Here is a 26,471-nt window from a genome sequence, read left to right on the forward strand (position 1 = left end):
AGCGCACCGAGCAACGGCAGCGATGCCATCACCCTGGTGAACAACGTTCATCAGTACTAAAGAAGGAAAGTCTTATGTCAGAAGTCAATACAGTTGCAAGTCCGGCCAGAGCACGTCAGGTTCCGGCACAAGTCACCGAGGGCCCCAGCAAGAACAGTGCTGTCTCCTGGGCAGCCATTTTTGCCGGCGCAGCAGGCGCCGCTGCGTTATCCCTGATCCTGGTGATTCTGGGCACAGGGTTTGGTTTTAGCGCGGTGTCGCCCTGGAGCATGGAGGGTGTCAGTGTAGCGAAGATTGGGTTTGCCGCCATTCTCTGGTTAAGTTTCACCCAGCTTGCCGCATCCGGCATGGGTGGTTATCTGGCCGGTCGCTTGCGCATCAAGTGGGCCGCGGTGCATACCGATGAGGTGTACTTCCGTGACACCGCGCACGGCTTTTTGACCTGGGCCATCGCCACCTTGCTGACCGCGGCACTGCTCACCACCGCGGTGGGCACAGTTGTCAGCGGAGCAGCCAGTGCTGGTGGTAAGGCAATCGACACCGTTGCCACCCTGGCGGCAAGCGATGATGGCAACAACGAGGGCAATCACACCATCGGGTATTTTATTGACTCGATGTTCCGTAGTGCTCAACCAGCATCAGAGCAGCGAAGTGCTGAAGCAGATACACCGTCTGGCGAAGTTGTTCGCATCGTGCTGCAAGCGCTGCGTACTGGCAACCTGGAGCAACAGGACGAGCGCTATATCGCTCAGCTGGTCGCACAACGCACCAACCTGAGCCAGCAAGCTGCCGAGCAGCGCGTTGCTACCAGCTTTCGTCAATTGCAAACAGCGCTGGATGAAGCAGAAACCAGTGCCCGCGAAGCGGCAGATGAGGCACGCAAAGCCACTGCTTATGCCGCACTCTGGATGTTTATCGCCTTGCTGATGGGCGCCTTCACGGCAAGCCTGATGGCGGTCTATGGTGGTCGTCAGCGCGATGCTTAATATACCACTAACCCACTGAAAGGAGATTGTTATGCGAGCTATATTGCTGTTGTTTCTCGGAGTACCTATTCCGATTGTTATCTTACTTGCCTTGCTGTTGTAAGGCACAGCACCAAAAGAAAGCGGCAGAGGATTTCTCCTCTGCCGCTTATTTACTCAGGCTTTGCCAGCCTACGAACGCTTAATTACGGCCAGCAAAAGTCGGTGCAGCACGTAAATCATCACGCGTCACATCGACCCGCAGTTCCTGCTTATCGCTAGAGCCTGAACGCGTGACATTATCCCAACCGATGGCCACATCTTTTTGGCCCATGCCGAGAAAACCACCGACACTGACCAGAATCGCCACCACCCGGCCATTGTCGTCAATCACCAGATCATCCACCGAGCCGATGTCTTCGTTGTCGTTGGTACGCACATTGGTGCCAATCAAGTTGCTGGCATGCATGCCATCAGACGGTGCGGAGCTGATGTGTCCGCGGTGTTGCATGCGGGATTGATCGCGCGTGTTGTGGCGATTGGTCTCTGCATGCCTATCAGACTGTTGTCCGCTTTGCTGAGTACGATGCTGCGTATCTTGTTGGGTACGTTGCGCAGTTCCTTCCTGGGTACGTTGCTGCGAACCTTGCTGATACCGCTGCTCTGTTCCTTGCTGTTGACCACGTTGCTGGCTGCCTTGTTGAGCACTTTGATCGCGCGAAGCAGAGCGAGCCGTTCTGGATTGATCACGTTTTTCAAAGGTAGGTGCCGCGTTCAGCTGCTCACGGCTCACATCAACCCGTAGCTCCTGGTTATCCGACGTTCCTGAACGCGTGACGTTATCCCAACCAATGGCCACGTCTTTTTGGCCCATGCCGAGAAAACCACCAACACTGACGATAATAGCCACCACCTGGCCATCTTTATCAATGACCAAATCATCCACCGAGCCGATGTCATCATCGTTTCTGGTCTGCACATCCGCACCAATCAGATTGCTGGCATGCATACCATTTGTGGGGATGGCATCGATGTGTCCACGATTTTGGCTGCGGGACTGGTCGCGATGTTTACGTTGCTCGTTTTCAGTCTTGCGTTCGGACTGCTTGTGTTGATCATAACTGCTGGTATTTGGGGTACTGGCCGTATTAACCTGGGTACTTTGCTGTGCGCGACCACTATCCTGGTCGGTGGTGTACTGAGCCAGTACAGAGCCAGCACCTAGCGTTAGCGCTGGCGTAACCAGTGCATAGAAAACAAGTGAATGTAACTTTTTCATGTGAATCTCCTTTGGATCGGCTGTGTTAGCCGGACAAAATGCCCGGGATAACGGCTTCATCACAGCATTACTTGCCCGGTTTTATTACCGCGAAAGTTCTGAATCGCCATGAGGTATGGAATTCAGGATGAGGTTTAAAACTACACCTTTAGAGCTAACCGATCGGTGCGTTGCAGCACTTAACACAGTAATGACCGTCAACTATCGCTAAAGCACTGGGGAAATCAGCGCAAAACCGTTACAATAGCCGTTTGCAAAAAATTCGCGGACCCTTGCTTCATGCCCGATCCCCAGACTCAGCTGTTTCCACTGTCGGATTACGAACTCAAACTGCGTTATGGCGCAGCCGTCTATCAGCGCGCTCAACCCTATCTGGAGCAAAATAAAGTGTTCCGGCTGGAGGTAGCCGATGATTACAGCCGGATTGATGCCCAGGTCTGGGGCAATTCGTTGATACCCTACCGTCAGACCATCCGGCTGCTGCGTCAGGGCCGAGACTGGCAACTGCAGGCTCGTTGCAGCTGCCCGGTGGCAGTCAATTGCAAACACACCCTGGCGGTGTTGCTCAAAGTCATCCAACTGCAAGAGCAGCAACATCAGCAGCAGCAAGACAAAGTCCAGCTCTGGCTCAATAGCTTGCAGCAACTGGAGCAACAACCGGTCGAACTGGAATACAAAGATCGGGTATTGTTTTTACTGGATCTGACTGAGCAAGGCCTGAGTGTTAGCCCACGCCGTGCCAGACGACTGAAAAAAGGCGGTTTTGGTCAGGGCAGCCTGCTTAGTGAGCACGATTACCGTCAGGGCTATATCCCGCACTGGGGCTGCAGCGAAGATTTCCGTCTGCTTGGGCTTATCAGCAGCCAGAATCGATTTGGCCAGATGCTGTTAAAAGAGCGCTGGGGAGCCCTGGCGCTGCAAACCATGCTGCAAAGTGGCCGCTGCTTCTGGCAAAAAGTACAGCAAGAAATTAAACCAGGCCCCAACCGACCGTTGCAGCTCAACTGGCAGCAACAAGATGAACACCACCTGTTGCAACTCACCCTGGAGGGCTTGCCGAGCTGGCGGCTTGTAGATACCACACCGCCGATGTACCTGGATGAAAGCCGCTTTGAAATGGGGCTGATCCAAACGCGGCTCACTGGTGAACAGCTGCAGCACCTGCTGAAAATCCCCAAGGTACCCGAAGCCGAACTGGCACAGCTTTGGCTGGGCATGCAGCAGGCATTACCAACCGAACAACTGCCGGCACCGGCCGATATTCAGATTAACAGCATTCAAGAAGTACCCAAGCCAGTACTCAAACTCGGTATGCAGCGCCAGGGCCGGCGCAACCTGCCGGTGGCAGAGCTTTGTTTTCGCTATGGTTCGATAGAGCTGGCGGCCATGCCAGCCGATGCGCCGCTGGTGTTTCATCATTGCCAGGGCCAGCAGCATTTCGCGATTGAACGCCAACCCGAGCAGGAACAGGCCGCCATTGAGCAATTGCAAGATACCCAGTTGTACCCGCAACATTCGCAGCACAGCGCTGAACGCTTTTTTACGGTGGTGGACGACAGCCCAGTGGCCTGGCTGGAATGGCTGGAGCGTGACAAGCCCTGGTTGCAGCAGCAGGGTTGGTCCATCATACAAAATGCAGACTTTGATCTCGGCATTATTGAAGCCGACACCGAATTTGAAGTGCACACTGATCAGCCGGGTTGGTTTCAGCTGGATATGCATGTGCAATTAGGCGATGAACGTCTGCCAATGCTGCCTTTGGTGCAGCAATGGCTGCAGCAGCACGGTGAACCCGAGCCCGGCAGCATCCTCTGGCTGCCCCTGCCGGATGGCCGTACCCTGAAGCTGCCAGCCAATCAGCTGCAACCGTTATTTAGTACCCTGCAGGAATTTTTGCAGCAAGGCAGCGAGCCCAGCAGCCTGCGCTTGCCTTCGTATCGCAGTGCCCTGTTGCAGCAACTGCCTGAACAGCAACTGAGTTTTCATCAGGCCAGTGATATTCGGGCACTGAGTCAACAATTACAAAATTTCCAGGGCATTGAAAGCATCGCTGTGCCGGCGGGTTTACACGCCGAGCTTAGACCCTACCAGCAACAGGGCCTGAACTGGCTGGTCTTTTTGCAGCAATACGGCTTTGGCGGCATTCTGGCCGATGATATGGGGCTGGGTAAAACCCTGCAAACGCTGGCGTTTTTACTGCAACAAAAAAAGCAAAGCCGGCTGCAGGCGCTGGTGATTTGTCCTACCAGCCTGATTGGCAACTGGCAGCAAGAAGCCGAGCGCTTCACGCCCGAACTGAATGTTCAGGTGATCCACGGTCAGCAGCGTGGCAAAGCCTTGCAACAACTGGCCGAAGCCGAGCTTATCATTACCACCTACCCCTTGATGGCACGGGATCTGAAGTACTATCAGCAGCACCAGTTTAGTCACATCGTATTGGATGAAGCCCAACAAATTAAAAACAGCCGCAGCCAGACCACAGCGGCTATTCGCAAATTACAGGGCCATTTCCGCTTGTGTTTATCCGGTACCCCGTTGGAAAACCATCTGGGCGAGCTGAAATCCCTGTTCGACTTTGCCCTACCTGGTTTGCTGGGCAGCGATGCCTTTTTCCGCAAACAGTTTCGCCGGCCGATAGAACGTGAACAGCACCCGCAGCGCGGGCTGGAATTGCAGCAACGGGTGGCGCCGTTTTTATTGCGCCGAACCAAAAGCGAAGTGATGAGCGAATTGCCAGAGAAAGTCGAGATCGACCAGTATCTGGCGATGGAAGCCGATCAGCGCCAGTTGTACGACAGCATCCGGCTGAGCATGGAAAGCCATATCCGCCAGTTGTTTGCGGAAAAAGGCCTGGCCAAAAGCCAAATTGAGTTCCTGGATGCGCTGCTGAAATTACGCCAGGCCTGCTGCGATGCCCGCCTGGTCAAGCTCCCCAGTGCCCAGAAAGTACAAAGCAGCGCCAAACTGGACTGGCTGACACAAAATGTACCGGAGATGATAGAAGAAGGGCGTAAAATCATTATTTTCAGCCAGTTCACCAGTATGCTGGCGCTGATAGAAGAGGTAATGCAGCAACTCAGCATACCTTACGCCAAACTGACCGGCCAAACCAAAAAGCGCCAGCAGCAGATCGACAGTTTCCAGCAAGGGGAAGTGCCGCTGTTTCTGATCAGCTTAAAAGCCGGTGGTACCGGCTTGAATTTAACCGCCGCCGATACGGTTATTCACTATGATCCGTGGTGGAACCCGGCCGTGATGCAGCAAGCCACAGATCGGGCACATCGGATTGGCCAGGACAAGAAAGTCTTTGTCTACAAGTTGATCGCCAAAGATACGGTCGAGCAAAAAATACAACTGCTGCAACTGCAAAAGCAGGCGCTGGCAGATAGCCTGTTCAGTGGCAGTCAACAAGGCGTCTGGCAAGGCAGCGCCGACGAATTGCTGCAGCTCTTTAGTTAGTGCAAATTTTGCCGTAACCACTGCAGCAGTTGCTGTTTTGGCATGGCCCCGCTTTGCTGCGCCAGCAGCTGGCCCTGTCGAAACAGCATCAGTGTTGGGATCGAACGAATGGCAAAGCGGGCAGCCAGTGCCTGCTGTTGCTCGGTATTGATCTTCGCCAGTCGAAGCCTTGGTTCCAGTTCGCGGGCCAGGCTGGCAAAAACTGGTGCAAATTGCACACAAGGGCCACACCAGGGCGCCCAGAAATCAACCAGCAAAGGCAGCTCAGACTTTTCAGCGTGCGGTGCAAAATTAGCGGACGTCAGCTCCAGCACCTGGCCGGAAAACAGCGGTTGTTTGCACTGACCACAACTGGGCTGCGCGCTCAGGCGCTCCTCGGGCAGGCGGTTTAAACGGTGGCAATGCGGGCAGGCAAGGATCATAGCAAACTCCAACAAAGGGTATGACGTAGATCTATGGGGCCCTATGGCATTTTTCAATAAAAAAACCTGCCGCTAAGGGCAGGTCTTTGGACAAACATCCGAACCGTAGTTTACTGTGAACGACGCTTGGGCGCTGCACCAGGACGTGGACCGGCACCCGGACGAGGGCCAGGTCCTGGAGCACGACGCTCTGTGCTGCCCTGATCGACCGAGATGTTCAGCTTTTGCTTACGCACATAGACTTTTTTCAGGTGCTGGAAAATCTCTGCCGGCATGGTCGCTGGCAGTTCAACGGTACTGAATTGATCAAACAACTTGATGTTGCCGATAAACTGGCTATCAATGTTGGCCTCATTGGCAATAGCGCCAACGATATCACCAGCCCGCACACCATGCTCTTTACCTACTTCAATCCGGTAAGTGGTGTAGTCGCCTTTCATTTCGCGGCGCGGCTTAGGGCCACGCTCAGCGCGATCAGGCCGCTCACCACGCTCGCGTACCGGGCGATCACTGCGTTCCCGATCACGCTTATTGCTTGGCTCACGCAATGCTGGGAACTGAGCTGCCACATTCAGCGGCTGATCTTTTTGTGCCATGAAAAGCAGAGCCGCTGCCAGCTCGTTATCCGCACAATCCAGCGTTTCCTGCCACTGTGCTATTAATCCCTGGAAGAAGGTGAGATCCTGGGTTTCAATCGACTGCGCCAGTTCAGCCCGGAAGTTTTGGATCCGGCGTTGCTCGATCACCGCACCGGTAGGCAGTGTCATTTGCTCAATCGGCTGCCGGGTGGCCTGTTCAATGCTGCGCAATAAACGACGCTCACGTGGCGACACAAACAAAATCGCTTTGCCTTCACGACCAGCCCGGCCGGTGCGGCCAATCCGGTGTACATAGGCTTCGCTGTCGTATGGAATATCGTAGTTCACCACCAGGCTGATACGCTCCACATCCAGACCACGGGCGGCAACATCGGTCGCCACGATCACGTCCAGCTGGCCATCTTTAATACGACGAATGGTTTGCTCACGGTGCGTCTGGTTCATATCACCATTTAAACTGGCCACCGCATAACCGCGGGCGCCCAGTTTCACCGCAATTTCTTCAGTGGCACTTTTGGTACGGACAAAGACGATGCTGGCATCGTAATCTTCACCTTCCAGCAAGCGGGTTAATGCATCCAGTTTCTGGTTGTTCTCCAGCAATACAAAGCGTTGGGTAATTCGCTCTACGGTGCTGGTTTTGGTGACAATTTTAATTTCATGCGCATTGCTTAAATGCTTCTGGGCAATGGCACGGATTTGGGTTGGCATGGTTGCTGAGAACATCGCCACCTGACGGCCTGGCGGTGTTTTATCCATGATCACCTGCACATCATCGATAAAGCCCATCCGCAGCATTTCGTCAGCTTCATCCAGCACAATGGCTTTGAGTTTATCCAACACCAGGGTACCGCGATCCAAATGATCCATGATACGACCGGGCGTACCTACCACCACCTGGCAACCACGTTTCAGCGAGCGCAGCTGGTTGCTGTAGCTCTGGCCACCATAAATTGGCAGCACATGAAATTGTGGTAGGTACTTGGCGTAGGATTGAAAAGCTTCTGCCACCTGGATTGCCAATTCACGGGTTGGTGCCAGCACCAGAATTTGTGGCTCACGCTGGCCAGCTTCCAACCGTGCTAACAGTGGCAAAGCAAAAGCCGCTGTTTTACCGGTACCCGTCTGGGCCTGACCAAGCAAGTCATTGCCCGCCAGGAGTTTCGGGATCGACTCGGCCTGAATAGGCGATGGCGTTTCATAGCCAAGTTCAGCCACAGCCTTTAATAAAGCTTCTGGCAGATCCAGTTCAGCAAAAGATGTCACTTCAGACATAAATAATAAAACCTCAATACACAGGCAGGCAGCATGGTTGTGCTATTCTGGTCTTTACCTTGCCTGCCAGGCAGTAAAAACACCAAAAATCCGGCAATGCCCAGTGCACCGCCAAATCATCTTCCAGTTGTAGTATAGTCAAACATCCAACAAACTTAAGGACAGATCAATGATCCAAATCCTTGTCGGCAGCCAGATGGGTGCAGCGGAATATGTGGCAGAACAGGTTGCGGAAACCATGGCTTTAGGAGGCTTAGAAGCGCAGCTTCAGTTAACTCCTGAATTGGATCAACTCAGCGGCAGTAACAGCTGGCTGGTGATCACATCCACTTATGGCGCAGGGGATCTGCCTGATAATATTCAACCCTTCGCGGATCGATTAGCACAAGATCAACCAGATCTTACCACAATTTCTTTCGCTGTGATCACTTTAGGTGATTCCAGCTACGATACTTTTTGTCAAGCAGGGCGAACCATGGCCACTTTGTTGCAGCAACTGGGGGCAAAACAACTGCTGCCAGCGTTGGAAATCGATGTGCAAACACCAGAGTTACCAGAAGATCAGGCCCTGATCTGGTTGCCTGATTATTTGGCCACACTCAGTTAGCCTGATCCTTTGATCGTGATTGATCACCGCTTACCAGCAGCTTATACACAGATATCATCATTAAAAATTATTTTTGTGTATAAAGAATGTATAAACCCAAGGATAAGCTGTATTTATCCTCTTTATATAATTCAAGCAGCCTGACCATGTGGATAAGTAGACTGGTTATCCATAGGTTCGATCCTACAGGATCCGGTCTTGATCACAGGATCCGATCGGATCTAATACAATGATCTTTCTTAGAAAAATGACCTTACACACTGAAAACCAGCTGCTTAGTAGTAACAGTAATAAAAGATCTTTAAAAAAGATCCTTTAATTAGATCTTTACTGATCCATAGGATCTGAGTTGATTTTCAGGTTGGTTCCATCCGCTGAAACAGGGTACAATACGTGCCCTTTTTGCTTAGTAGCGAATTAGTAGCGAAATCATTCGAGGCACCAAATGCACTACCAAACCACCTTTGATGTGATCGTAATTGGCGGCGGCCATGCCGGTACTGAAGCTGCGCTTGCTTCAGCACGCATGGGCATGCAAACGCTGTTGCTGACGCACAATATTGATACGCTGGGACTAATGTCCTGTAACCCGGCGATTGGTGGTATTGGCAAAGGTCATCTGGTAAAAGAAATAGATGCCTTAGGTGGTGTCATGGCGCTAGCTGCTGATCAGGCCGGGATCCAGTTTCGCACTCTGAATGCATCCAAAGGCCCAGCGGTTCGAGCCACCAGAGCCCAAGCCGATCGTCAGCTCTACAAAGCAGCTATTCGACACAGCCTTGAAAACCAACCTAATTTGTTTATTTTTCAGCAAGCCTGTGACGATCTGATTGTCGAACAGGATCAGGTCAAAGGTGTGATCACTCAGATGGGCTTGCGCTTTATGGCAAAAGCCGTGGTGCTTACCACAGGTACTTTCCTTGGTGGTCAGATCCATATCGGTTTGCAAAATTACAGCGGCGGACGGGCAGGTGATCCACCGGCTATTGCGCTTGCCAGACGTTTGCGGGAATTACCATTACGGGTGGATCGGTTAAAAACCGGCACACCACCCCGCATTGATGCCAGAAGCATTGATTTTAGTGTGATGCAACCACAGCCTGGCGATACACCCTTGCCGGTGTTTTCCTACATTGGCTCAGTAGCTCAGCATCCACGGCAGATCCCGTGTTACATCACCTACACCAACCAGCATACCCATGAGGTGATCCGGGGTGGTTTGGATCGCTCACCCATGTACTCTGGTGTGATTGAAGGCATTGGCCCCCGTTATTGCCCATCGATTGAAGATAAGATCATGCGTTTTGCTGATAAAGATCAGCATCAGATCTTTGTCGAACCAGAAGGCCTGACCACGCATGAAGTCTACCCAAACGGCATCTCCACCAGCTTACCTTTTGACGTGCAAATCGAGCTGGTACGCTCCATCAAGGGCTTCGAAAATGCTCATATCACCCGGCCGGGCTATGCCATTGAATACGATTTCTTCGATCCACGCGATCTGAAACACTCGCTGGAAACCAAATTTATCCGTGGCTTGTTCTTTGCCGGACAAATCAACGGCACCACCGGCTATGAAGAAGCTGGAGCTCAGGGGCTTTTGGCAGGTTTGAATGCCGCTTTGCAAGTGCAAGGCAAGGACAGCTGGGCGCCTGGTCGGGAGCAGGCTTATTTGGGCGTTTTGGTAGACGATTTGACCACCCTGGGTACCAAAGAGCCCTACCGCATGTTCACCAGTCGGGCCGAGTACCGGTTGATGCTGCGGGAAGACAACGCCGATGCCCGTCTTACTGCCAAAGGCCGTGAGCTTGGCTTGGTGGATGATCTGCGCTGGGCCCGATTCAATGAGAAAATGGAACAGATTGCATTGGAACGTCAACGTTTGCAGCAGCAATGGATCCACCCGCAACATCCGGCACTTGCCGATGTCAATGCCTTGTTGAAAACACCGCTTAGCCGTGAAGCCAGTTTGGAAGAGTTGATCCGTCGCCCTGAGGTGAACTATCGCGATTTGGTGACGATTGAGGGGCTAGGTGTTGAAGGCATCGATCCTTTGGCCGCTGAGCAAGTAGAGATCCAAATCAAATATCAGGGTTACATCGAGCGGCAACAGGACGAAATTGACAAACAAAAACGTCATGAGCAAACACGCTTACCGGCTCAGTTTGATTACAGTCAGGTCAAAGGCTTATCCAACGAGGTGGTGGCAAAATTAAATCAGACACAACCGGAAACGGTTGGACAGGCAGCGCGGATTTCCGGCATTACCCCGGCAGCGATTTCCTTGCTATTGGTGTATCTGAAAAAACAGGGTTTGCTGAGGAAAACGGCCTGATGCTGCGAGCTGAACTTGATCGTCAGCTGGCGCAAACCAACCTGAATGTAAGCGAGCTGCAACGTGACCAATTGATCGGTTTTTTGCAGTTACTGCACAAGTGGAACAAAGCCTACAATCTGACCTCGGTGCGTGAGCCGCTACAGATGATCAGTCGCCACTTGCTAGACAGCCTGGTGGTAGGTCCTTACCTGCAACAGTCGGATTGTCAGCGAATTATCGATGTCGGCACAGGCCCGGGCTTACCCGGTGTACCGCTGGCGATTTTATTTCCGGAAAAAAACTTTGTATTGCTCGATAGCCTGGGCAAACGTATTCGTTTTTTAAACGAAGTAAAACGCCAGTTGGGTTTAGCCAATATCGAGCCAGTACAAAGCCGGGTTGAAGATCACTTGCCATTGCAAGGCTATGATGCGGTTCTTAGCCGTGCCTTTGCCAATCTGAGTGATATGCTGCACTGGTGTCAGCACCTGCCGGCCAGCCAGGGGCGTTTTCTGGCGATGAAAGGCGCTGCGGTGGAAGAAGAAATTGCAGCTTTAGCGGATTTTGTTAGAGTAACGGCTGTGCACAAACTGAAGCTGCCAGAGCAGGATGCTGAGCGCTATCTGGTGGAACTGAAAAAAATTACAGCCTGACAGTAGGCATACAAGGGGTTGGTGTGGGAAAAGTCATCGCAATTGCTAACCAGAAAGGTGGGGTCGGAAAAACCACCACAGCGGTGAATCTTGCTGCTTCGATGGCAGCGACCAAACGCAAGGTTTTGCTGATCGATTTGGATCCGCAGGGTAATGCCACCATGGGCAGTGGCGTCGATAAATACGAGGTACCTGCTACCGCCTATGAGTTGCTGGTGGATGAAAAGCCACTGGATCAGGTGGTGGTCAAAGAAACCAGCGGTGGCTACCATCTGGTGGCCGCCAATTCCGACGTAACTGCCGCTGAAGTGCGCTTGATGGATGTATTTGCCCGTGAGCTTAGGCTACGCAATGCACTGAAACCCTGGCGCAACAGCTACGACTTTGTCTTTATCGATTGCCCGCCATCTTTAAATATGCTGACGGTAAACGCCATGGCTGCTGCCGACTCGGTGCTGGTCCCGATGCAGTGTGAGTACTATGCGCTGGAAGGCTTAACGGCACTGATGGACACCATTCGTCAGCTGGCGGCTGTGGTGAATGCCGATTTGAAAATTGAAGGTATTTTGCGCACCATGTACGATCCGCGCAACCGCTTGGCCAACGACGTATCCGAGCAGCTGAAGCAGCATTTCGCCGACAAGGTGTACCGTACGGTGATCCCGCGTAATATCCGGTTGGCGGAGGCACCAAGCTTTGGCTCACCGGTGATGTACTACGACAAAAGCTCGACCGGTGCCAAAGCCTATCTGGCTCTGGCCGGTGAGTTGCTGCGTCGGGCCGATAGCAAAAGCAGCCAGCAGCCCAAAAGTACTCTGACAGAATCATAAGGAATCACAAGCAGATGGTGGTAAAAAAACGAGGGCTTGGCCGCGGATTGGACGCACTGTTGACCGCTAGTCAGCCGGCTGATCAAGGCAATCGCAGCAACAGTACGGAGCTGCAAAAGCTGGCCATCGAATTCTTGCATCCTGGCAAGTACCAACCACGTAAAGACATGTCACAACAGGCGCTGGAAGATTTAGCGCTTTCCATTCGTGCCCAGGGAGTGATCCAACCGATCGTGGTACGTAAAGTGGCCACCGACAGTTACGAAATCATTGCCGGTGAACGGCGCTGGCGTGCATCCCAGCTGGCACAACTCAGTGAAGTGCCTTGCATCGTCCGCGATGTACCAGATGAAGCTGCCGTTGCCATTGCCCTAATCGAAAATATTCAGCGCGAAGATCTGAATGCGATGGAAGAGGCGGTCGCACTCGAGCGGCTCTTAACGGAATTTGATTTAACGCACCAGCAAGTAGCCGACGCTGTTGGTAAATCCCGTACCAGCATCACCAATTTACTGCGCCTTAATCAACTGAATGACGATGTCAAAGTCCTGCTGGAGCATGGCGATATCGACATGGGCCATGCCCGGGCTTTGTTGGCGCTGGGTGGTGAACAGCAATCCGAAGCCGGCCGCCTGGTGGCTGCCAAACAGCTGACGGTGCGTGAAACCGAAAATCTGGTGCGGCGCTTGTTGCAGCCGCCGGCAGAAAAACCAATTGTGCGTAAAGATCCGGATGTGGCAGCGCTGGAAACCCGGCTTAGCGAGCATCTGGCGGCGCCGGTGCAAATTGATTACAACCGCAAAGGCAAAGGCAAAATGGTGATTGCCTATTCCAGTCTGGCAGAGCTGGAGCAAATACTCAGTAAAATGCAATGGCAAGGCCAGACAGATTAAGGCGTACGGGCTTTGTGCTTATCCTCGGGACTATACCGCTTTTGGTTGCAAATTAAGGCAAGATAAGTATACTTACGCAGGTTTTTTACCCCTGAAAACGGCACTGTGGTTAACAATGGAGCCAGGATGCAGCCAACAGCACGTCAGGTACGAGTTTCTGCCTACCAGTTGATTGCTGCACAAGTGCTGGTGGCAGCCTTGATGTCGCTGCTTTTTTTGCTGTTGCAGGGGGCACAGGCGGCCTATTCCGCCTTGCAGGGCGGCCTGATTGCCGCTTTGCCGAATTTAGTATTTGCACTCTTTGCGTTTCGCTACTTAACGCAAGGCAGTGCCGATCAGGCCCGCACATCGTTTATGCGTGGTCATGCGCTAAAAATTTTGCTGACGATTGGATTATTTATCGGGGTGATGCGACAGGATGATGTGGTGGCCTCTGCACTACTCACCAGCTACATCGTCACCCTGCTGGCGCAATGGTCGGCCGTTTTTTTCTTTAAACATTGATAATTAGGATGAAACATGGCTGATAGCAACATTTCAGTCCAGGGTTACATTAAGCACCACTTAACCGATCTCACCATAGGGGAAGGCTTTTGGGCCATCAACCTGGGTGCGCTTGGCTGGTCTTTGTTCCTGGGCTCACTCTTCATCATTTCTTTTGCCTGGGTTGGCCGTAAGGCGACTACCGGTGTGCCTGGCAAATTTCAGTGTATGGTGGAAATGATCATCGAGTTCGTCGGTAGCTCGGTCAAGGAAACTTTTCACGTTAAAGACAAACTGATAGCCCCGATTGCGCTGACTATCTTCATGTGGATCTTCCTGATGAACCTGATGAAACTGGTTCCGGTGGATTGGTTCCCAACGGTAGCAGGTATGGCAGGCTTGGCGTTTAATAGCGGTTCTTTGCCTGAATACGCTGCTGAGTATGGTTTCCTGGAGCGGGTGATGGCACATCCGTGGAGCTACCTGAAAATTGCGCCCACCACAGACGTGAACATCACCATGGGCATGGCGCTGGGTGTCTTTATTCTGATCCTGGGTTACTCCATTTACTACAAAGGCCTGGGCGGTTTTGCCAAAGAGCTGGCCACTACTCCTTTTAACCATTGGGCACTGGCACCATTTAACTTGGTATTAGAACTGGTAACGCTTCTAGCTAAGCCGATCTCTTTGGGACTTCGTTTGTTTGGTAACCTGTATGCCGGTGAAGTTATCTTCCTGTTGATTGCTCTGGTTGGTCTTGGCCAATTGCCATTGCACTTTGCCTGGGCGGTGTTCCATATTTTAGTTATTGTTTTGCAAGCTTTCATTTTTATGATGCTGACTATTGTTTATTTAAGCATGGCGGCAGAAAAGCACTAATTTGTACGTGTTTTAACCTTTAATTTTTAACCTTAACTTTTGAAAACTGGAGAAACTCAATGAGTATTGAAACTGCAACTTTATTCGCTGTAGCTATTATTCTGTCTACTGCGGCTTTGGCTACGGCTATCGCTTTCGCCCTGATGGGTGGTAAGTTCCTGGAAGCCAGTGCGCGTCAGCCGGAAATGGCTCCTCAGCTGCAAACCAAAATGTTCATCCTTGCAGGTCTGATCGATGCGATCTCCATGATTGGTGTGGGTGTTGCTCTGTTGCTGTTGTTCGCTAACCCGTTTGCTTAAGAGTCCCCCGATAACCAACTTTTAAAGGAGGCTCGTTGTGGATATTAACGCAACCCTTATAGGTCAGTCGATTGCGATGGCTGTCTTCGTGTGGTTCACACTGAAATTTGTGTGGCCACCGATCAACGCAGCGATTGAAGAGCGCCAGAAGAAAATCGCCGAAGGTCTGGCACATACTGATCGGGCAGAAAAAGATCTGCACATCGCTCAGGATAAAGCCAAAGACATTCTACGCGACGCGAAAGAGCAGGCAGCTGCCATCATCGAGCAAGCGCGCAAGCGTGAAGGCAAGATGATTGACGAAGCAACCAGCAAAGCCAACGAAGAGCGGGATCATATCCTGACTCAGGCGCGGGCTGAAGTGGATGCCGAGCGCAGTCGCTTACGCGAAGACTTGCGCAAGCAAGTGGCGGCTCTGGCGGTTGCAGGTGCTGAACGCATTCTGCAGCGCGAAATTGATGACGCTGCGCATAGCGACATTCTGGAAAAACTGGTTCAGGAATTGTAACGGGAGCGAGCCATGTCAAACTTGACGAATATTGCTCGTCCTTACGCAAAAGCCGCTTTTGAGTACGCGCGTGACAACAACGCCCTCAGTGGCTGGCAACAGATGCTGGCTTTTGCTGCCGAAGTAGCAAAAGACCAGCAGATGGCTGCTTTTTTGCTAAGCAACAGTACCGCCGACACTCAGGCATCGCTGTTTAATCAGGTTTGTGCTGATCAGCTGGATCAGCCAGCACAGAACATGATTCGGTTGATGGCTGAAAATCAGCGCTTGCTGGCACTGCCTGAAGTTTTTGTCCAGTTTACTGAGCTGAAAGATGAACACGAGCGTGAAATAAACGTGGATGTGATCGCGGCAACCGAACTGAGTGCCGCTCAGCAGGAAAAACTGGCTGCTGCGTTATCCAAGCGTCTGGCGCGTAATGTGAAATTGAACTGTAGCGTTGATCCGAATGTGGTCGGCGGTATGTTAATGAAAGCGGGTGACATGGTCATCGATGGTTCGATCCGTGGCAAGCTGGATCGCCTGATCACCACGCTGCAGTCCTAATTGGGGAACAGAGTATGCAACTGAATTCCACTGAAATAGCCGAACTGATTAAGCAACGTATTGCTCAGTTCGATGTGGTCAGTGAAGCTCGCAATGAAGGTACCATCGTGCAGGTCACGGACGGTATTATTCGGATCAATGGCCTTGCGGATTGTATGCAAGGTGAGATGATCGAGCTTCCTGGCAACCGATATGCGATTGCGCTTAACTTAGAGCGCAACTCGGTCGGTGCTGTGGTGATGGGTCCGTACGCGGACTTAACCGAAGGCACCAAAGTTAAAAGTACCGGTCGTATCTTAGAAGTTCCGGTAGGTGAAGCCTTGCTGGGCCGCGTAGTGAACACTCTGGGTGCTCCTATCGATGGTAAAGGCAGCATCGAAGCGGCTCGTTTTGAGCCGGTCGAAAAAATCGCCCCTGGTGTTATCGATCGTCAATCGGTCGACCAGCCACTGCAAACCGGTTACAAATCAGTCGATTCGATGATCCCAATCGGCCGTGGCCAGCGTGAGCTGGTGATCGGTGACCGTCAGACCGGTAAAACCGCGCTGGCCATCGATGCCATCATCAACCAGAAAGGCACCGGCGTAAAATGTATCTATGTCGCCATTGGTCAGAAAGCCTCGACCATTGCCAACGTGGTACGTAAGTTGGAAGAGCACGGCGCCCTTGCTCACACCATCGTCGTGGTAGCTTCTGCTTCTGAAGCGGCGGCGTTGCAGTTCCTGGCACCTTATGCCGGCTGTACCATGGGTGAATACTTCCGTGACCGCGGTGAAGATGCGCTGATTGTCTATGATGATTTGTCGAAGCAAGCCGTTGCGTACCGTCAAATTTCGTTGCTGTTACGCCGTCCACCTGGGCGTGAAGCTTATCCGGGTGATGTCTTCTATTTGCACTCCCGTTTGCTGGAGCGTGCATCGCGCGTTAATGCTGACTACGTCGAGCGCCTCACCAATGGCGAAGTGAAAGGCAAAACCGGTTCACTGACCGCACTGCCGATCATTGAAACCCAAGCCGGTGACGTCTCTGCTTTCGTTCCAACCAACGTGATCTCCATCACCGATGGTCAGATCTTCCTGGAAACCGATTTGTTCAACGCCGGTATTCGCCCTGCGGTGAATGCGGGTATCTCGGTATCGCGGGTTGGTGGTGCAGCTCAGACCAAAGCCATCAAAAAGCTGGGGGGCGGTATTCGTCTGGCCTTGGCACAGTACACTGAACTGGCTGCTTTTGCTCAGTTTGCTTCCGATCTGGACGACGCAACTCGTGCCCAGCTGGAGCATGGTCAGAAAGTGACCGAACTGATGAAGCAGCTGCAGTATGCGCCAATGAGCGTAGCGGATATGACGCTGTCGATTTATGCCATTGAAAAAGGCTTTATGAAAGACGTAGCAACCGACAAGATTGGCGACTTTGAAGCTGCCTTGTTGTCTTATGCCAAGTCTGAGCATGCTGGTCTGATGGCGGAAATCAACAAAACCGGTAACTACAACGACGAGATTGAAGCAGGTTTGAAAAACGTGGTTGAGACTTTCAAGTCCACCCAAACCTGGTAATCAGACGTGGGTGGCTGCGGCCACCCTTCGTCGTTGAATGAAACGGAGACAACGTCATGGCCGGTGGTAAAGAGATAAAAAGCAAGATTGGGAGTATTAACAATACTCGCAAGATCACCAGCGCTATGGAAAAGGTTGCGGTCAGCAAAATGCGCCGCGCGCAGGAGCGAGTCGCTGCATCCCGCCCATACGCTGAAGGTATGCGCAAAGTGATCGGTAACATGGCCGGTGGTAACCTGGATTATCGTCATCCTTATATGGTGGAACGCGAAGCAGGCACCGTTGGCTACATCATTATCTCAACCGATCGTGGACTTTGTGGTGGCCTGAACAGCAATGAATTCAAAGCTGTGGTTCAGGAGCTAAAAAGTTGGAAAGAGAAAGGCGTGTCAGCTGAGTTTGCTTTAATCGGCAACAAAGCCACTGCTTTTTTCCGTCGTTTTGGTGGCAAAGTACTGGCCCAGCAAGCCGGTTCGGGTGAAAACCCGAAGCTCGCGGATATCATTGGGTCCGTGCAGGTGATGCTGAAAGCCTATCTGGAAGGTCGTATTGATCGCCTCTATCTGGTGTACAACCAGTTTGTCAACACCATGAAACAAGAGCCAACGATTGAGCAACTGTTGCCTTTGCCAGCCCATGATGCGCCTAAGCGTAAATACAAGTGGGATTACATTTACGAGCCGAAGCCAGAGCCGATTATCGACATGCTAATGGATCGGTACATTGAGTCGCTGGTGTATCAGGGGCTGGTGGAAAACGCCGCCTGTGAACACGCTGCCCGTATGGTCGCCATGAAAGCGGCCACCGACAATGCCGGCAACCTGATGGATGAGCTGAAGTTGGTCTACAACAAAGCCCGTCAGGCCGCCATCACTCAAGAGCTGAGTGAGATTGTATCGGGTGCAGCTGCGGTTGGTTAAGTGAACAGTTTTGAGACATTTGAGGAAACAACATGAGTCAAGGTAAGGTAGTCCAAATTATTGGCGCCGTTGTGGATATCGACTTTCCACAAGATGCGGTACCTGGTATCTATGACGCGTTGAACGTAACTGACGGTGACCTCTCAGGTCTGGTGCTGGAAGTACAGCAGCAGCTGGGTGGTGGCACAGTGCGTACCATCGCTCTGGGCACAACTGACGGTCTGCGCCGTGGCGCTACTGTCAGCAATACCGGTAAAGCCATTCAGGTCCCAGTTGGCAAAGCCACACTGGGCCGTATTATGAACGTACTGGGCGAGCCGATCGATGAAGCTGGCCCTATCGGTGAAGAAGAGCGTTGGTCCATCCACCGCGAAGCACCAAGCTACGAAGATCAGGCGGCGTCCAACGCCCTGCTGGAAACCGGCATCAAGGTTATCGACCTGGTATGTCCGTTCGCCAAGGGTGGTAAAGTTGGTCTGTTCGGTGGTGCTGGTGTCGGTAAAACCGTCAACATGATGGAGCTGATCCGTAACATCGCGATCGAGCACAGTGGTTACTCGGTATTCGCTGGTGTGGGTGAGCGTACCCGTGAAGGTAACGACTTCTACCATGAAATGAAAGACTCCAACGTACTGGATAAAGTATCGCTGGTGTATGGCCAGATGAACGAACCACCAGGTAACCGTTTGCGTGTTGCTCTGACCGGCTTGACCATGGCGGAAAAATTCCGTGATGAAGGCCGTGACGTGCTGTTCTTCGTCGATAACATCTACCGTTACACCCTGGCCGGTACAGAAGTATCCGCGCTGTTGGGTCGTATGCCATCGGCAGTAGGTTATCAGCCGACGCTGGCCGAGGAAATGGGTGTGCTGCAAGAGCGTATCACCTCGACCAAAACCGGCTCCATCACCTCCATTCAGGCGGTTTACGTGCCTGCGGATGACTTGACCGATCCATCGCCAGCGACCACCTTCTCGCACTTGGATGCGACCGTGGTACTGAGCCGGAACATCGCTTCTTTGGGTATTTACCCGGCGATCGATCCGCTGGATTCAACTTCTCGTCAGCTGGATCCACTGGTGATTGGTAAAGAGCACTACGAAGTGGCTCGTGGCGTACAAACCGTACTGCAGCGTTACAAAGAGCTGAAAGACATCATCGCCATCCTGGGTATGGACGAGCTGTCGGATGAGGATAAAACCACGGTATTCCGGGCACGTAAAATTCAGCGTTTCCTGTCACAGCCGTTCTTCGTGGCGGAAGTATTTACCGGTTCACCAGGTAAGTATGTGTCACTGAAAGATACCATCCGCGGCTTTAAAGGCATCCTGGAAGGCGAGTTCGACCATTTGCCAGAGCAGGCTTTTTACATGGTTGGTTCCATTGAAGAAGCCATCGAGAAAGCGAAGAAGCTGAAATAATCAGCTGAGGAGGCAAGATGGCGATGACAGTGCATCTGGACGTAGTCAGTGCAGAAGATAAAATCTTCTCCGGCCTGGTCGAGTATGTCGAAGTAAGCGGCACCGATGGTGAGCTGGGTATTTTACCCTTCCACACCCCGTTGCTGACGACAATCAAGCCAGGCATGGTGCGCATCGTCAAGCAATTTGGTGAAGAGCACTTCATCTATGTTGCTGGCGGCGTGCTGGAAGTGCAGCCGGATGGCGTCACCGTATTGGCCGATGTCGCCAAACGGGCGGAAGATCTGGATGAGCAGGCTATTCTTGAAGCACAAAACCGTGCGAAAGAAGCCATGCAACACGCCAGTGCCGACTTCGACTACGCTGAAGCGGCGGCTCAGTTGGCAGAAGCCATTGCGCAGCTGCAATTGATCCGTAAATTGCGCAAAACCAAATAAGCAGGCCCCGCGCCTTGCCAAAAGCCACCTCCGGGTGGCTTTTTTTTTGCTCTTGCTAAGCCTGCTATTTGAAACGCTACAGGCGCGCTGCCACATATCTTCACCAGTTTGGCTTCATAATAGTTAGATAATAAATTTAATTCATTTTAAATCAATTGCTTATTTAAATATTATTCTGGATGAATTGCTAAGAGTTTCATAAGCGACAGCTGGCCACTCCCACTTTATAGTTTGGCTATCCGGACCTGAACACAGGCTGGTCATTTACCAAACCATGGATACCAGGGAGTCAAGATGCGCTATTCATCCTCGTTAAGCCGTCTCAGTAAACTAAGTACGATGGCAGCTTTATTGTTGTCTGCCTCAGCCATTGCTGAGCCTTTATCTGGCGCTCGCAGTGCCATGCTGGAACCTTGTCATGCCAAGGGGCTCAGTGATCGCATGCTGTGCGGACGTATCAACCAACCCGTATCAACCGACAATGATGGCAGCGATCAAGGCAGCATTGGCATTCATTTTGCCGTGCTACCGGCCATTAAGCCCGTCTATCCGAATGAAGCGGTGCTGGCTTTTGCCGGTGGCCCTGGCCAATCCGCTTTTGACGTTGCTGCAAGCTTCGCGCACTCGTTGCGCTATGCCCGCGAGACGCGTGATATTGTGTTGGTTGACCAGCGTGGCACTGGCCGATCCGGGTTATTGCAGTGCGATGCGATGGATCTTGTCACTCAGTTTGCGCTCGATGAGAGTTCAATCGACATGTCAGAACTGATACGCAGCGAAATGAAGGCTTGCCAGCAACAGCTTCAGGTTGATTTACAGCACTACACCACTCAGGCTGCAGCCAGTGATTTCGAGGCCGTCCGGCTAGCACTGGGTTACCAGAAACTCCATTTATACGGCGGCTCTTATGGCACCCGCATGGCGCAGGAATACATGCGCCAATACCCGCAAGCCGTGTTGAGTGCGACTTTGGATGGCGTGGTTGCCTTTCAGCAAAGTTTTGCTGCTATGGGGCTGGCATCGGATGCCTCTTTGGCGGCATTGTACCGGGACTGTGAAGCCTCACCGGCTTGTAGCAAGACATTTCCTGAAGCCAGCCAGCAGTTGCAGCAGCTGATCACACAGCTTGAGCAAGCACCCATCCACACCGTAGTTCGGCACCCCCGCACGTTTGAGCGCATCGAGCTGACATTAACCCGCTCCAAGTTGCAGCAGGCACTTCGGTTTGGCCTCTACAGCAACAGCACCCGCGCTTTGATCCCATTGGCTGTTGAAAAGGCCAGTCAGGGTGATTACAGCGCCTTGGTTGGTTTGATGCTGGCACAGGACATGGTGACCGACTTGTCCATTGGTGTGAATACTGCAGTGGTTTGCGTGGAAGACTGGCCATTTTGGACCGAAGAAAACCGGGCTTACTACAGCGACAGCTATCTGGGACGGGAATGGATGGCAGCGGTCGATAGCATTTGTCCGATCTGGCAGCTAACACCTGCAGCAGCGGACTTTCTTCAACCGCTAAGCACCGAGATACCGGTGTTGCTGCTATCCGGTGCGTTGGATCCGGTCACGCCGCCCGAGGGAGCAGAGCTTGCGATGACCCGAATGCGTCATGCCAAACATCTGATTGCACCGGAAGCAACCCATATTGTTGCCAGCCAAAGTCGTTGTGCCCCCAAATTAATCAGTCAGTTTATTGCTGAGCAGTCGGTCGAAGCGCTGGATGGTAGCTGCCTGGAACAACCACTTCGTCAGTCATTTTTGACCAACGCCAATGGTATCGCGATGCCGACGGCACCAGCGTCAATACAACATCAGAATCAGGAGTAAGCCATGATCAAAGTCACGGATTTGTACAAAAAAATAGGCGAGGTTCAGGCGTTGAATGGCCTGAGCTTCCAGGCAGAAAATGGCACTATAACTGGCTTGTTGGGGCCAAATGGGGCAGGGAAAACCACTTGCTTACGTACCTTGTTTGGCCTGCTAAAAGCCGACCGTGGTCAGGCTGAAATCGATGGGCTGGATATCGCCAGGCAACCACTGCAGGCGCGAAAGCAGCTGGGGTTGTTTCCGGATCCTTTTGGCCTGTACGAGCGATTAACCCCACGTGAGTATCTGGAGTTTTTTGCCGGGATCAATGGCATGGCAACAGCTGATGCTCGGCAGGCTGCAGCCAAAGTGCTGCAAGTACTGCAGATGGACGACATTGCCGACCGGCGCTGTCAGGGGTTTTCACAGGGCCAACGGATGAAAGTGGCCTTGGCACAGTCCATTGTGCATCAACCCACCAATATTGTGCTGGATGAACCCACCCGTGGTCTGGATGTGATGAGCACCCGGGTATTGCGCGAGCTGCTGCTGCGCCTGAAGCAACAAGGGCATTGTGTGCTTTTTTCCAGCCATGTGATGCAGGAGGTTGCAGCCCTCTGTGATCAGGTGGTGGTGATGGCCAAAGGCAGGGTATTGGCGCAGGGCACGCCGGCTGAACTTTGTGCCAGCACCGGTAAAAATAACCTTGAAGAAGCATTTATTGCATTAATTGGAACCGATGAAGGAATCGCAGCATGATCGCATTAATTCGCACTTTGTTACGGAAAGAACTGCTGGATGCCAGTCGTGATAAACGCTCCGTGATGGCGGGCCTGTATTACGCTATCGGTACCCCGGTGCTGATGTGTCTGTTGTTTGCGGTACTGCTGCAGCAATTGAGCTCGAACGATGAACTGTACATCCGCATCGATAACGTCGATGCTGGTCCTGCTCTGGTGCAGTACCTGGCCAACCGTGACATTCTTCATGGCGATGAAAGTAAAGCCAGAGCGATACGACTATCGCTGGCGGATAACTTTGAACAGCAGATGCAGCAAGGCAGGCCGGCGACCGTGATCTTGGATGCGGATCATTCAGATGATCGCTTGCTAAGTTCCATCCGGCGCATCGAGCGGGCTCTGGGGCACTACAACAGCGAGGTGGCTCAATTACGGCTGATGGCGCGTGGTATTGATCCGGCGCTGATGCAGCCGGTGGATGTGCAAATCCATGATCAGGCAACGCCGGATTCGCGTGGTGGCATGTTTTTGGGGATTGCTACGCTGACCATCATTCTGACCTTGTTTTATGCCGCCATGAACCTGGCCATTGATACCAGTGCCGGTGAGCGTGAACGCAACTCACTGACTTTGTTGCTGAGTCAGCCTTTGCTGAGCTGGCAGCTGGTTGTTGCCAAAGTGCTGGCCATTACCAGCTTTTCCATGCTAGGTCTGGTGGTCATTCTGGTGGTTTCTAAGTTTGCCTATGGCCTGGTACCCTGGGAGCAATTGGGTTTTACCATCCGTTTGAATGCCGACTTTATGTTGTTCACGCTGTTGATTGGCATGCCATTGGCGCTGTTGTCTGCTAGTCTGCAAGTTTTGGTGTCCTTTATGGCCAAGTCGTTCAAAGAGGCGCAAACCTACGTCACCATGGTGCTTTTTATTCCACTGACGTTGAGCATGGTGACCACCTACAACATCGCCAGCGACTACGTGCAATGGCTGCCAATAGCGGCACAGCAGCAGGCGATGATCGAGTATTTAAAGGGCAGCGCTTTGCCACTGCCGCAATTGCTGGTATCCACCCTGCTAACCTTGTTGCTGTTTGTCCTGTTCAGCTATGGCAGCAGCCGGCTCTTAAAAAGTGAAAAAGTTGTCTTTGGTTTATAATGACCAGCCCCGGTGGTATGACCGGGGCTGGTTTTAGCGCCACTCAACAAACTTAATGGACTGCTCTGCCGGCTGGTAGATGGTTAGAAAAACGGTGTTTGCCGAGTGCGGATCAGGTTGCAGTTGTATAATCTGGTAAGGAATATCCCAAATTTGGGTTTGCTCTGGATTGCCCGGCAAGGTTCTGGCCAAAGTTCCCATGATGTTGAAACGATAGATGGCATCTTGCTGGAACCGCATCACCGGGAACCATTGGCTTCGTTCGTCAGCAGCCAGTACGGGGCTATCTTGGCGGCCACCATCGACATAACGCATCAGTTGACCCGCTCTGTGGTAGTGCAGCTGGCCTGTCGCATCCACCACCGGATGGGTGGCAGGAAGATGGCTTTTTTGCTGCCATTGCTCGCTGAACAAATCGTATGACCAGACATACTCACCGCTTTGTTGCACTTTCACCAGATAAAGCCCGCTGCTGTCAGCTTTCCAAACTGGCCGCCCAACATTGCTCTGATCACTTTTTTGCCTGAGATGTTGTTGCTGAATATCCAGCACATACAAATTGCCCGCCTGAGAAAACGCGACCATACGCCCGTTGGGTGACCAGGACAGATCGGCAATGGGACTGCTGGATTCTGCTAGTTCTGTCAGCTGTTGCAAGCCATCCTTGTTCTGCAGCCACAACTGCCAGCTGCCGGTAAAGTCTGCCGAAAAAACCGAGCGATCGGTTTGGGTCGGATCCAGTGCAATGGCCATGGTGTTGCCAGCCGCATGCAGCAAGGGTGTGACTTCAACTTCTGCATCATCGTCATCAAGACTAACTTTTACAATGTGAAAGTTATGTTGGTTGCTGCTGATGGTTAATGGCGAGGTGTACGCCTGATGGTCGGAATAAAGGCTAAGCTCGCCAATCTGAGTGCCATCGGGTAGCCGCTTTAACTGCATCTCTTTGGTGTGCACATCGACGTAGACCAGAGCGTCGTTGGCAGGAACAACCAGATAGCGGTCATCCAGGCTCCAGCTCAGATCAAGCAGCAGTATGCTAAAGCTAAAGCGATACAGCAATTGATGCTCCCGGCTGGCCGGATCGTAGAGGTAGAGGTGAGGTATACTTTCATCGTTGTAATAGAGGTAAGCCAAACGCTCACCCGAGCGGGACAGTGCCAGGACAGAGGCACCAATGCCGGATTCCGGCGCACTTAGCAGCACGCGATGATTGCCAGACTCCAGTTGCTTCGCCATCAGGCTGGCGGGTGTAAAGGGACCGTTGGCCGACTCGGTGTAATACAGTGTCTTGCCATCGCTACTCAGTTGTGCGACCCCAAATACCAAACCTTTGCAGGTACTTAAGGTGCGCGCCTCGTAAAGCGGATAGTGTTCCAGCTGATACAGCCGGTAGGAACAGCTGCCATCCTGAGTGCCAAGCTCCATGGTTAAAAGCTGCCGGCTGCCGGGTTGCCAGCTTTGCAGACTGATTAGGGTATGCTCCCGTTCCAGCACCAGATCTTGCAAGCTCAATGGGTTGAGCAACGAGCGGACTATGGTCCGGATACTGCCGTCTGGCTGGGTGTGGTTGAAGGCGAGTAAGCTTTTATCCGTTGACAGCAAAGGCCTGGATTCAACGCCTTTGTACCAGGTTACTTTTTGCTGTTGGCTAATGGTCAGTTCTGAGCGCTCGATGCCAGCAGGCTGCGAGCTGCTGGTCGCAGCTTTATTGCTGCTACCCTGCCAAAAAGCCAGGCTGCTGATAAGGATCAGTAGAGTCAGAGCGCTGCCCCACCACCATTTTTTCGCGATGGGTAGGCTGTTACCTGCCGATAGAGCCGGTGCTGACCCGGCTTCGTGCGTCGCAGAGGACTGACTTTGCAGGCTTGAGCTGGTAGAAACATCCAATTGCAAGCTGTAGCCTTTGCGATGATGCGTTTTTATGGGGGACTGAGGAAGATCCGGGTGCTGCAGTACTTTGCGTAGCTCAGAAATAGCGCGGTTAATGGCGTTATCATCAACATAGCTTTGCTGCCAGACGGCATCAATCAGTTGCTGTCGGCTAAGGATTTGCCTGGGATGCTCCACAAAGTAAAGTAGCAACTTAAACAGCAGAGGCTCCAGCTCACAGCGTTGTTGTCCATGCTGAATGCTGTAATCCTCCGGGTTTACTTTCCATGGCCCTAAATACACCGTGACTCCCTTATTCGTAACATCATGCCCACCACTCTGCTGCTACTGTAATGGAATTGCTGATAAAACGAAACAGTGACCACCAAAAACCTTATGAAAACCAGATAATATTTCCATAAGGTTTTTTATGTCCTTTATTTTCAAAAGCTTATTTTTTGATCGTTAGATATAAATCCATTAGACCTTGATAAGCGACACCTGGCGAGCGAGGCGCTAGAGTTGGTACCAGTAGTTCAGTTGACCTAGGTTA

At 52.3% G+C, this 26,471-nt stretch carries 23 protein-coding genes and 1 pseudogene; 19 read left to right on the top strand and 5 right to left on the bottom strand.

Translation table 11 applies throughout. The features are described from left to right. Nucleotides 1–74: 74 nt before the first annotated feature. Nucleotides 75–986 carry a hypothetical protein gene (locus tag BLW37_RS10745; RefSeq protein WP_091342724.1) on the top strand — a complete coding sequence of 304 codons (912 nt, stop codon included), beginning with the start codon at nt 75–77 and terminating at the stop codon, nt 984–986. Between the two features lie 181 nt (nt 987–1,167). On the opposite strand, the gene BLW37_RS19020 is transcribed toward BLW37_RS10745, so the two are convergent. Together BLW37_RS19020 and BLW37_RS19025 are read right to left on the bottom strand one after the other, a co-directional pair. Further along, nucleotides 1,168–1,476, bottom strand: a complete 309-nt coding sequence (locus tag BLW37_RS19020; RefSeq protein ID WP_425426624.1) for a PRC-barrel domain-containing protein — start codon at nt 1,474–1,476, stop codon at nt 1,168–1,170. Between the two features lie 234 nt (nt 1,477–1,710). Then, a pseudogene (locus BLW37_RS19025) lies at nt 1,711–2,244 on the bottom strand (PRC-barrel domain-containing protein); the annotation flags it as partial. Nucleotides 2,245–2,523: 279 nt separating this feature from the next. Between BLW37_RS19025 and BLW37_RS10755 the strand changes: the two are divergent. Continuing rightward, on the top strand, nt 2,524–5,703 hold the full coding sequence (locus tag BLW37_RS10755) for a DEAD/DEAH box helicase (protein WP_091342728.1): 3,180 nt from the start codon (nt 2,524–2,526) through the stop codon (nt 5,701–5,703). Here BLW37_RS10755 and trxC read toward each other — a convergent pair. Together trxC and BLW37_RS10765 are read right to left on the bottom strand one after the other, a co-directional pair. Further along, nucleotides 5,700–6,125, bottom strand: a complete 426-nt coding sequence (trxC, locus tag BLW37_RS10760) for a thioredoxin TrxC (RefSeq protein WP_091342731.1) — start codon at nt 6,123–6,125, stop codon at nt 5,700–5,702. The genes BLW37_RS10755 and trxC overlap by 4 nt on opposite strands. Nucleotides 6,126–6,235: 110 nt before the next feature. Beyond that, nucleotides 6,236–7,999, bottom strand: coding sequence for a DEAD/DEAH box helicase (locus BLW37_RS10765; protein ID WP_091342733.1), 1,764 nt, complete (start codon nt 7,997–7,999; stop codon nt 6,236–6,238). Nucleotides 8,000–8,168: 169 nt separating this feature from the next. Between BLW37_RS10765 and mioC the strand changes: the two genes are divergently transcribed. The 17 genes from mioC (at nt 8,169) to BLW37_RS10850 (ending at nt 24,046) form a co-directional block, all read left to right on the top strand. After that, entirely contained in the window at nt 8,169–8,606 is a 438-nt protein-coding gene (mioC, locus tag BLW37_RS10770; RefSeq protein WP_091342736.1) for an FMN-binding protein MioC, read from the top strand. Between the two features lie 445 nt (nt 8,607–9,051). Beyond that, nucleotides 9,052–10,941: a tRNA uridine-5-carboxymethylaminomethyl(34) synthesis enzyme MnmG gene (gene mnmG / locus BLW37_RS10775; protein WP_091342738.1), complete on the top strand. Its 1,890-nt coding sequence runs from the start codon at nt 9,052–9,054 to the stop codon at nt 10,939–10,941. After that, a complete protein-coding gene (gene rsmG, locus BLW37_RS10780; protein ID WP_091342740.1) occupies nt 10,941–11,576 on the top strand; it encodes a 16S rRNA (guanine(527)-N(7))-methyltransferase RsmG in 636 nt (211 codons plus the stop codon). The genes mnmG and rsmG overlap by 1 nt, the downstream gene beginning before the upstream one ends. Before the next feature lie 23 nt (nt 11,577–11,599). Next, entirely contained in the window at nt 11,600–12,406 is an 807-nt protein-coding gene (locus BLW37_RS10785) for a ParA family protein (RefSeq protein ID WP_091342742.1), read from the top strand. Between the two features lie 14 nt (nt 12,407–12,420). Continuing rightward, nucleotides 12,421–13,299: a ParB/RepB/Spo0J family partition protein gene (locus tag BLW37_RS10790; protein ID WP_091342745.1), complete on the top strand. Its 879-nt coding sequence runs from the start codon at nt 12,421–12,423 to the stop codon at nt 13,297–13,299. Between the two features lie 126 nt (nt 13,300–13,425). After that, nucleotides 13,426–13,803 (top strand): ATP synthase subunit I, encoded by a 378-nt coding sequence (locus BLW37_RS10795; protein WP_091342748.1) that lies wholly within the window; start codon nt 13,426–13,428, stop codon nt 13,801–13,803. A gap of 15 nt (nt 13,804–13,818) precedes the next feature. Then, nucleotides 13,819–14,661 (top strand): F0F1 ATP synthase subunit A, encoded by an 843-nt coding sequence (gene atpB, locus BLW37_RS10800; protein ID WP_091342750.1) that lies wholly within the window; start codon nt 13,819–13,821, stop codon nt 14,659–14,661. A gap of 59 nt (nt 14,662–14,720) precedes the next feature. Further along, nucleotides 14,721–14,960 (top strand): F0F1 ATP synthase subunit C, encoded by a 240-nt coding sequence (gene atpE / locus BLW37_RS10805; RefSeq protein ID WP_091342752.1) that lies wholly within the window; start codon nt 14,721–14,723, stop codon nt 14,958–14,960. Nucleotides 14,961–14,997: 37 nt separating this feature from the next. Further along, nucleotides 14,998–15,468 (top strand): F0F1 ATP synthase subunit B, encoded by a 471-nt coding sequence (atpF, locus tag BLW37_RS10810; RefSeq protein ID WP_091342754.1) that lies wholly within the window; start codon nt 14,998–15,000, stop codon nt 15,466–15,468. 12 nt (nt 15,469–15,480) lie between these two features. Then, nucleotides 15,481–16,014 carry a F0F1 ATP synthase subunit delta gene (gene atpH, locus BLW37_RS10815; RefSeq protein ID WP_091342755.1) on the top strand — a complete coding sequence of 178 codons (534 nt, stop codon included), beginning with the start codon at nt 15,481–15,483 and terminating at the stop codon, nt 16,012–16,014. Nucleotides 16,015–16,028: 14 nt separating this feature from the next. Then, a complete protein-coding gene (gene atpA, locus BLW37_RS10820; RefSeq protein ID WP_091342757.1) occupies nt 16,029–17,570 on the top strand; it encodes a F0F1 ATP synthase subunit alpha in 1,542 nt (513 codons plus the stop codon). A gap of 56 nt (nt 17,571–17,626) precedes the next feature. Next, complete coding sequence (gene atpG, locus BLW37_RS10825) at nt 17,627–18,490, top strand: F0F1 ATP synthase subunit gamma (protein WP_091342758.1); 864 nt, start codon at nt 17,627–17,629, stop codon at nt 18,488–18,490. Nucleotides 18,491–18,522: 32 nt separating this feature from the next. Continuing rightward, nucleotides 18,523–19,911 carry a F0F1 ATP synthase subunit beta gene (atpD, locus tag BLW37_RS10830; protein WP_091342760.1) on the top strand — a complete coding sequence of 463 codons (1,389 nt, stop codon included), beginning with the start codon at nt 18,523–18,525 and terminating at the stop codon, nt 19,909–19,911. A gap of 17 nt (nt 19,912–19,928) precedes the next feature. Continuing rightward, nucleotides 19,929–20,348: a F0F1 ATP synthase subunit epsilon gene (locus BLW37_RS10835; RefSeq protein WP_091342761.1), complete on the top strand. Its 420-nt coding sequence runs from the start codon at nt 19,929–19,931 to the stop codon at nt 20,346–20,348. Nucleotides 20,349–20,642: 294 nt separating this feature from the next. Then, a complete protein-coding gene (locus BLW37_RS10840; protein ID WP_091342765.1) occupies nt 20,643–22,175 on the top strand; it encodes an alpha/beta hydrolase in 1,533 nt (510 codons plus the stop codon). 3 nt (nt 22,176–22,178) lie between these two features. Beyond that, a complete protein-coding gene (locus tag BLW37_RS10845) occupies nt 22,179–22,913 on the top strand; it encodes an ABC transporter ATP-binding protein (protein ID WP_091342767.1) in 735 nt (244 codons plus the stop codon). Next, nucleotides 22,910–24,046 carry an ABC transporter permease gene (locus tag BLW37_RS10850; RefSeq protein ID WP_091342770.1) on the top strand — a complete coding sequence of 379 codons (1,137 nt, stop codon included), beginning with the start codon at nt 22,910–22,912 and terminating at the stop codon, nt 24,044–24,046. Before BLW37_RS10845 ends, BLW37_RS10850 begins: the two co-directional genes overlap by 4 nt. Before the next feature lie 33 nt (nt 24,047–24,079). On the opposite strand, the gene BLW37_RS10855 is transcribed toward BLW37_RS10850, so the two are convergent. Beyond that, nucleotides 24,080–26,221: a winged helix-turn-helix domain-containing protein gene (locus BLW37_RS10855; RefSeq protein WP_091342772.1), complete on the bottom strand. Its 2,142-nt coding sequence runs from the start codon at nt 26,219–26,221 to the stop codon at nt 24,080–24,082. Nucleotides 26,222–26,471: the final 250 nt, after the last annotated feature.

The organism is Alkalimonas amylolytica (assembly GCF_900107845.1).
Taxonomy (GTDB): Bacteria; Pseudomonadota; Gammaproteobacteria; order Enterobacterales; family Alteromonadaceae; genus Alkalimonas; species Alkalimonas amylolytica.

Bases quoted from the DNA above. Each gene is read 5' to 3' on its own strand.
- trxC (WP_091342731.1), bottom strand. From the start codon at position 6,125: ATGATCCTTGCCTGCCCGCATTGCCACCGTTTAAACCGCCTGCCCGAG.
- mnmG (WP_091342738.1), top strand. From the start codon at position 9,052: ATGCACTACCAAACCACCTTTGATGTGATCGTAATTGGCGGCGGCCAT.
- BLW37_RS10835 (WP_091342761.1), top strand. From the start codon at position 19,929: ATGGCGATGACAGTGCATCTGGACGTAGTCAGTGCAGAAGATAAAATC.
- BLW37_RS10845 (WP_091342767.1), top strand. From the start codon at position 22,179: ATGATCAAAGTCACGGATTTGTACAAAAAAATAGGCGAGGTTCAGGCG.
- atpE (WP_091342752.1), top strand. From the start codon at position 14,721: ATGAGTATTGAAACTGCAACTTTATTCGCTGTAGCTATTATTCTGTCT.
- BLW37_RS10745 (WP_091342724.1), top strand. From the start codon at position 75: ATGTCAGAAGTCAATACAGTTGCAAGTCCGGCCAGAGCACGTCAGGTT.
- BLW37_RS19020 (WP_425426624.1), bottom strand. From the start codon at position 1,476: ATGCAACACCGCGGACACATCAGCTCCGCACCGTCTGATGGCATGCAT.
- BLW37_RS10755 (WP_091342728.1), top strand. From the start codon at position 2,524: ATGCCCGATCCCCAGACTCAGCTGTTTCCACTGTCGGATTACGAACTC.
- mioC (WP_091342736.1), top strand. From the start codon at position 8,169: ATGATCCAAATCCTTGTCGGCAGCCAGATGGGTGCAGCGGAATATGTG.
- BLW37_RS10765 (WP_091342733.1), bottom strand. From the start codon at position 7,999: ATGTCTGAAGTGACATCTTTTGCTGAACTGGATCTGCCAGAAGCTTTA.
- BLW37_RS10795 (WP_091342748.1), top strand. From the start codon at position 13,426: ATGCAGCCAACAGCACGTCAGGTACGAGTTTCTGCCTACCAGTTGATT.
- atpB (WP_091342750.1), top strand. From the start codon at position 13,819: ATGGCTGATAGCAACATTTCAGTCCAGGGTTACATTAAGCACCACTTA.
- atpH (WP_091342755.1), top strand. From the start codon at position 15,481: ATGTCAAACTTGACGAATATTGCTCGTCCTTACGCAAAAGCCGCTTTT.
- BLW37_RS10840 (WP_091342765.1), top strand. From the start codon at position 20,643: ATGCGCTATTCATCCTCGTTAAGCCGTCTCAGTAAACTAAGTACGATG.
- atpD (WP_091342760.1), top strand. From the start codon at position 18,523: ATGAGTCAAGGTAAGGTAGTCCAAATTATTGGCGCCGTTGTGGATATC.
- atpG (WP_091342758.1), top strand. From the start codon at position 17,627: ATGGCCGGTGGTAAAGAGATAAAAAGCAAGATTGGGAGTATTAACAAT.
- rsmG (WP_091342740.1), top strand. From the start codon at position 10,941: ATGCTGCGAGCTGAACTTGATCGTCAGCTGGCGCAAACCAACCTGAAT.
- BLW37_RS10850 (WP_091342770.1), top strand. From the start codon at position 22,910: ATGATCGCATTAATTCGCACTTTGTTACGGAAAGAACTGCTGGATGCC.
- atpA (WP_091342757.1), top strand. From the start codon at position 16,029: ATGCAACTGAATTCCACTGAAATAGCCGAACTGATTAAGCAACGTATT.
- BLW37_RS10790 (WP_091342745.1), top strand. From the start codon at position 12,421: ATGGTGGTAAAAAAACGAGGGCTTGGCCGCGGATTGGACGCACTGTTG.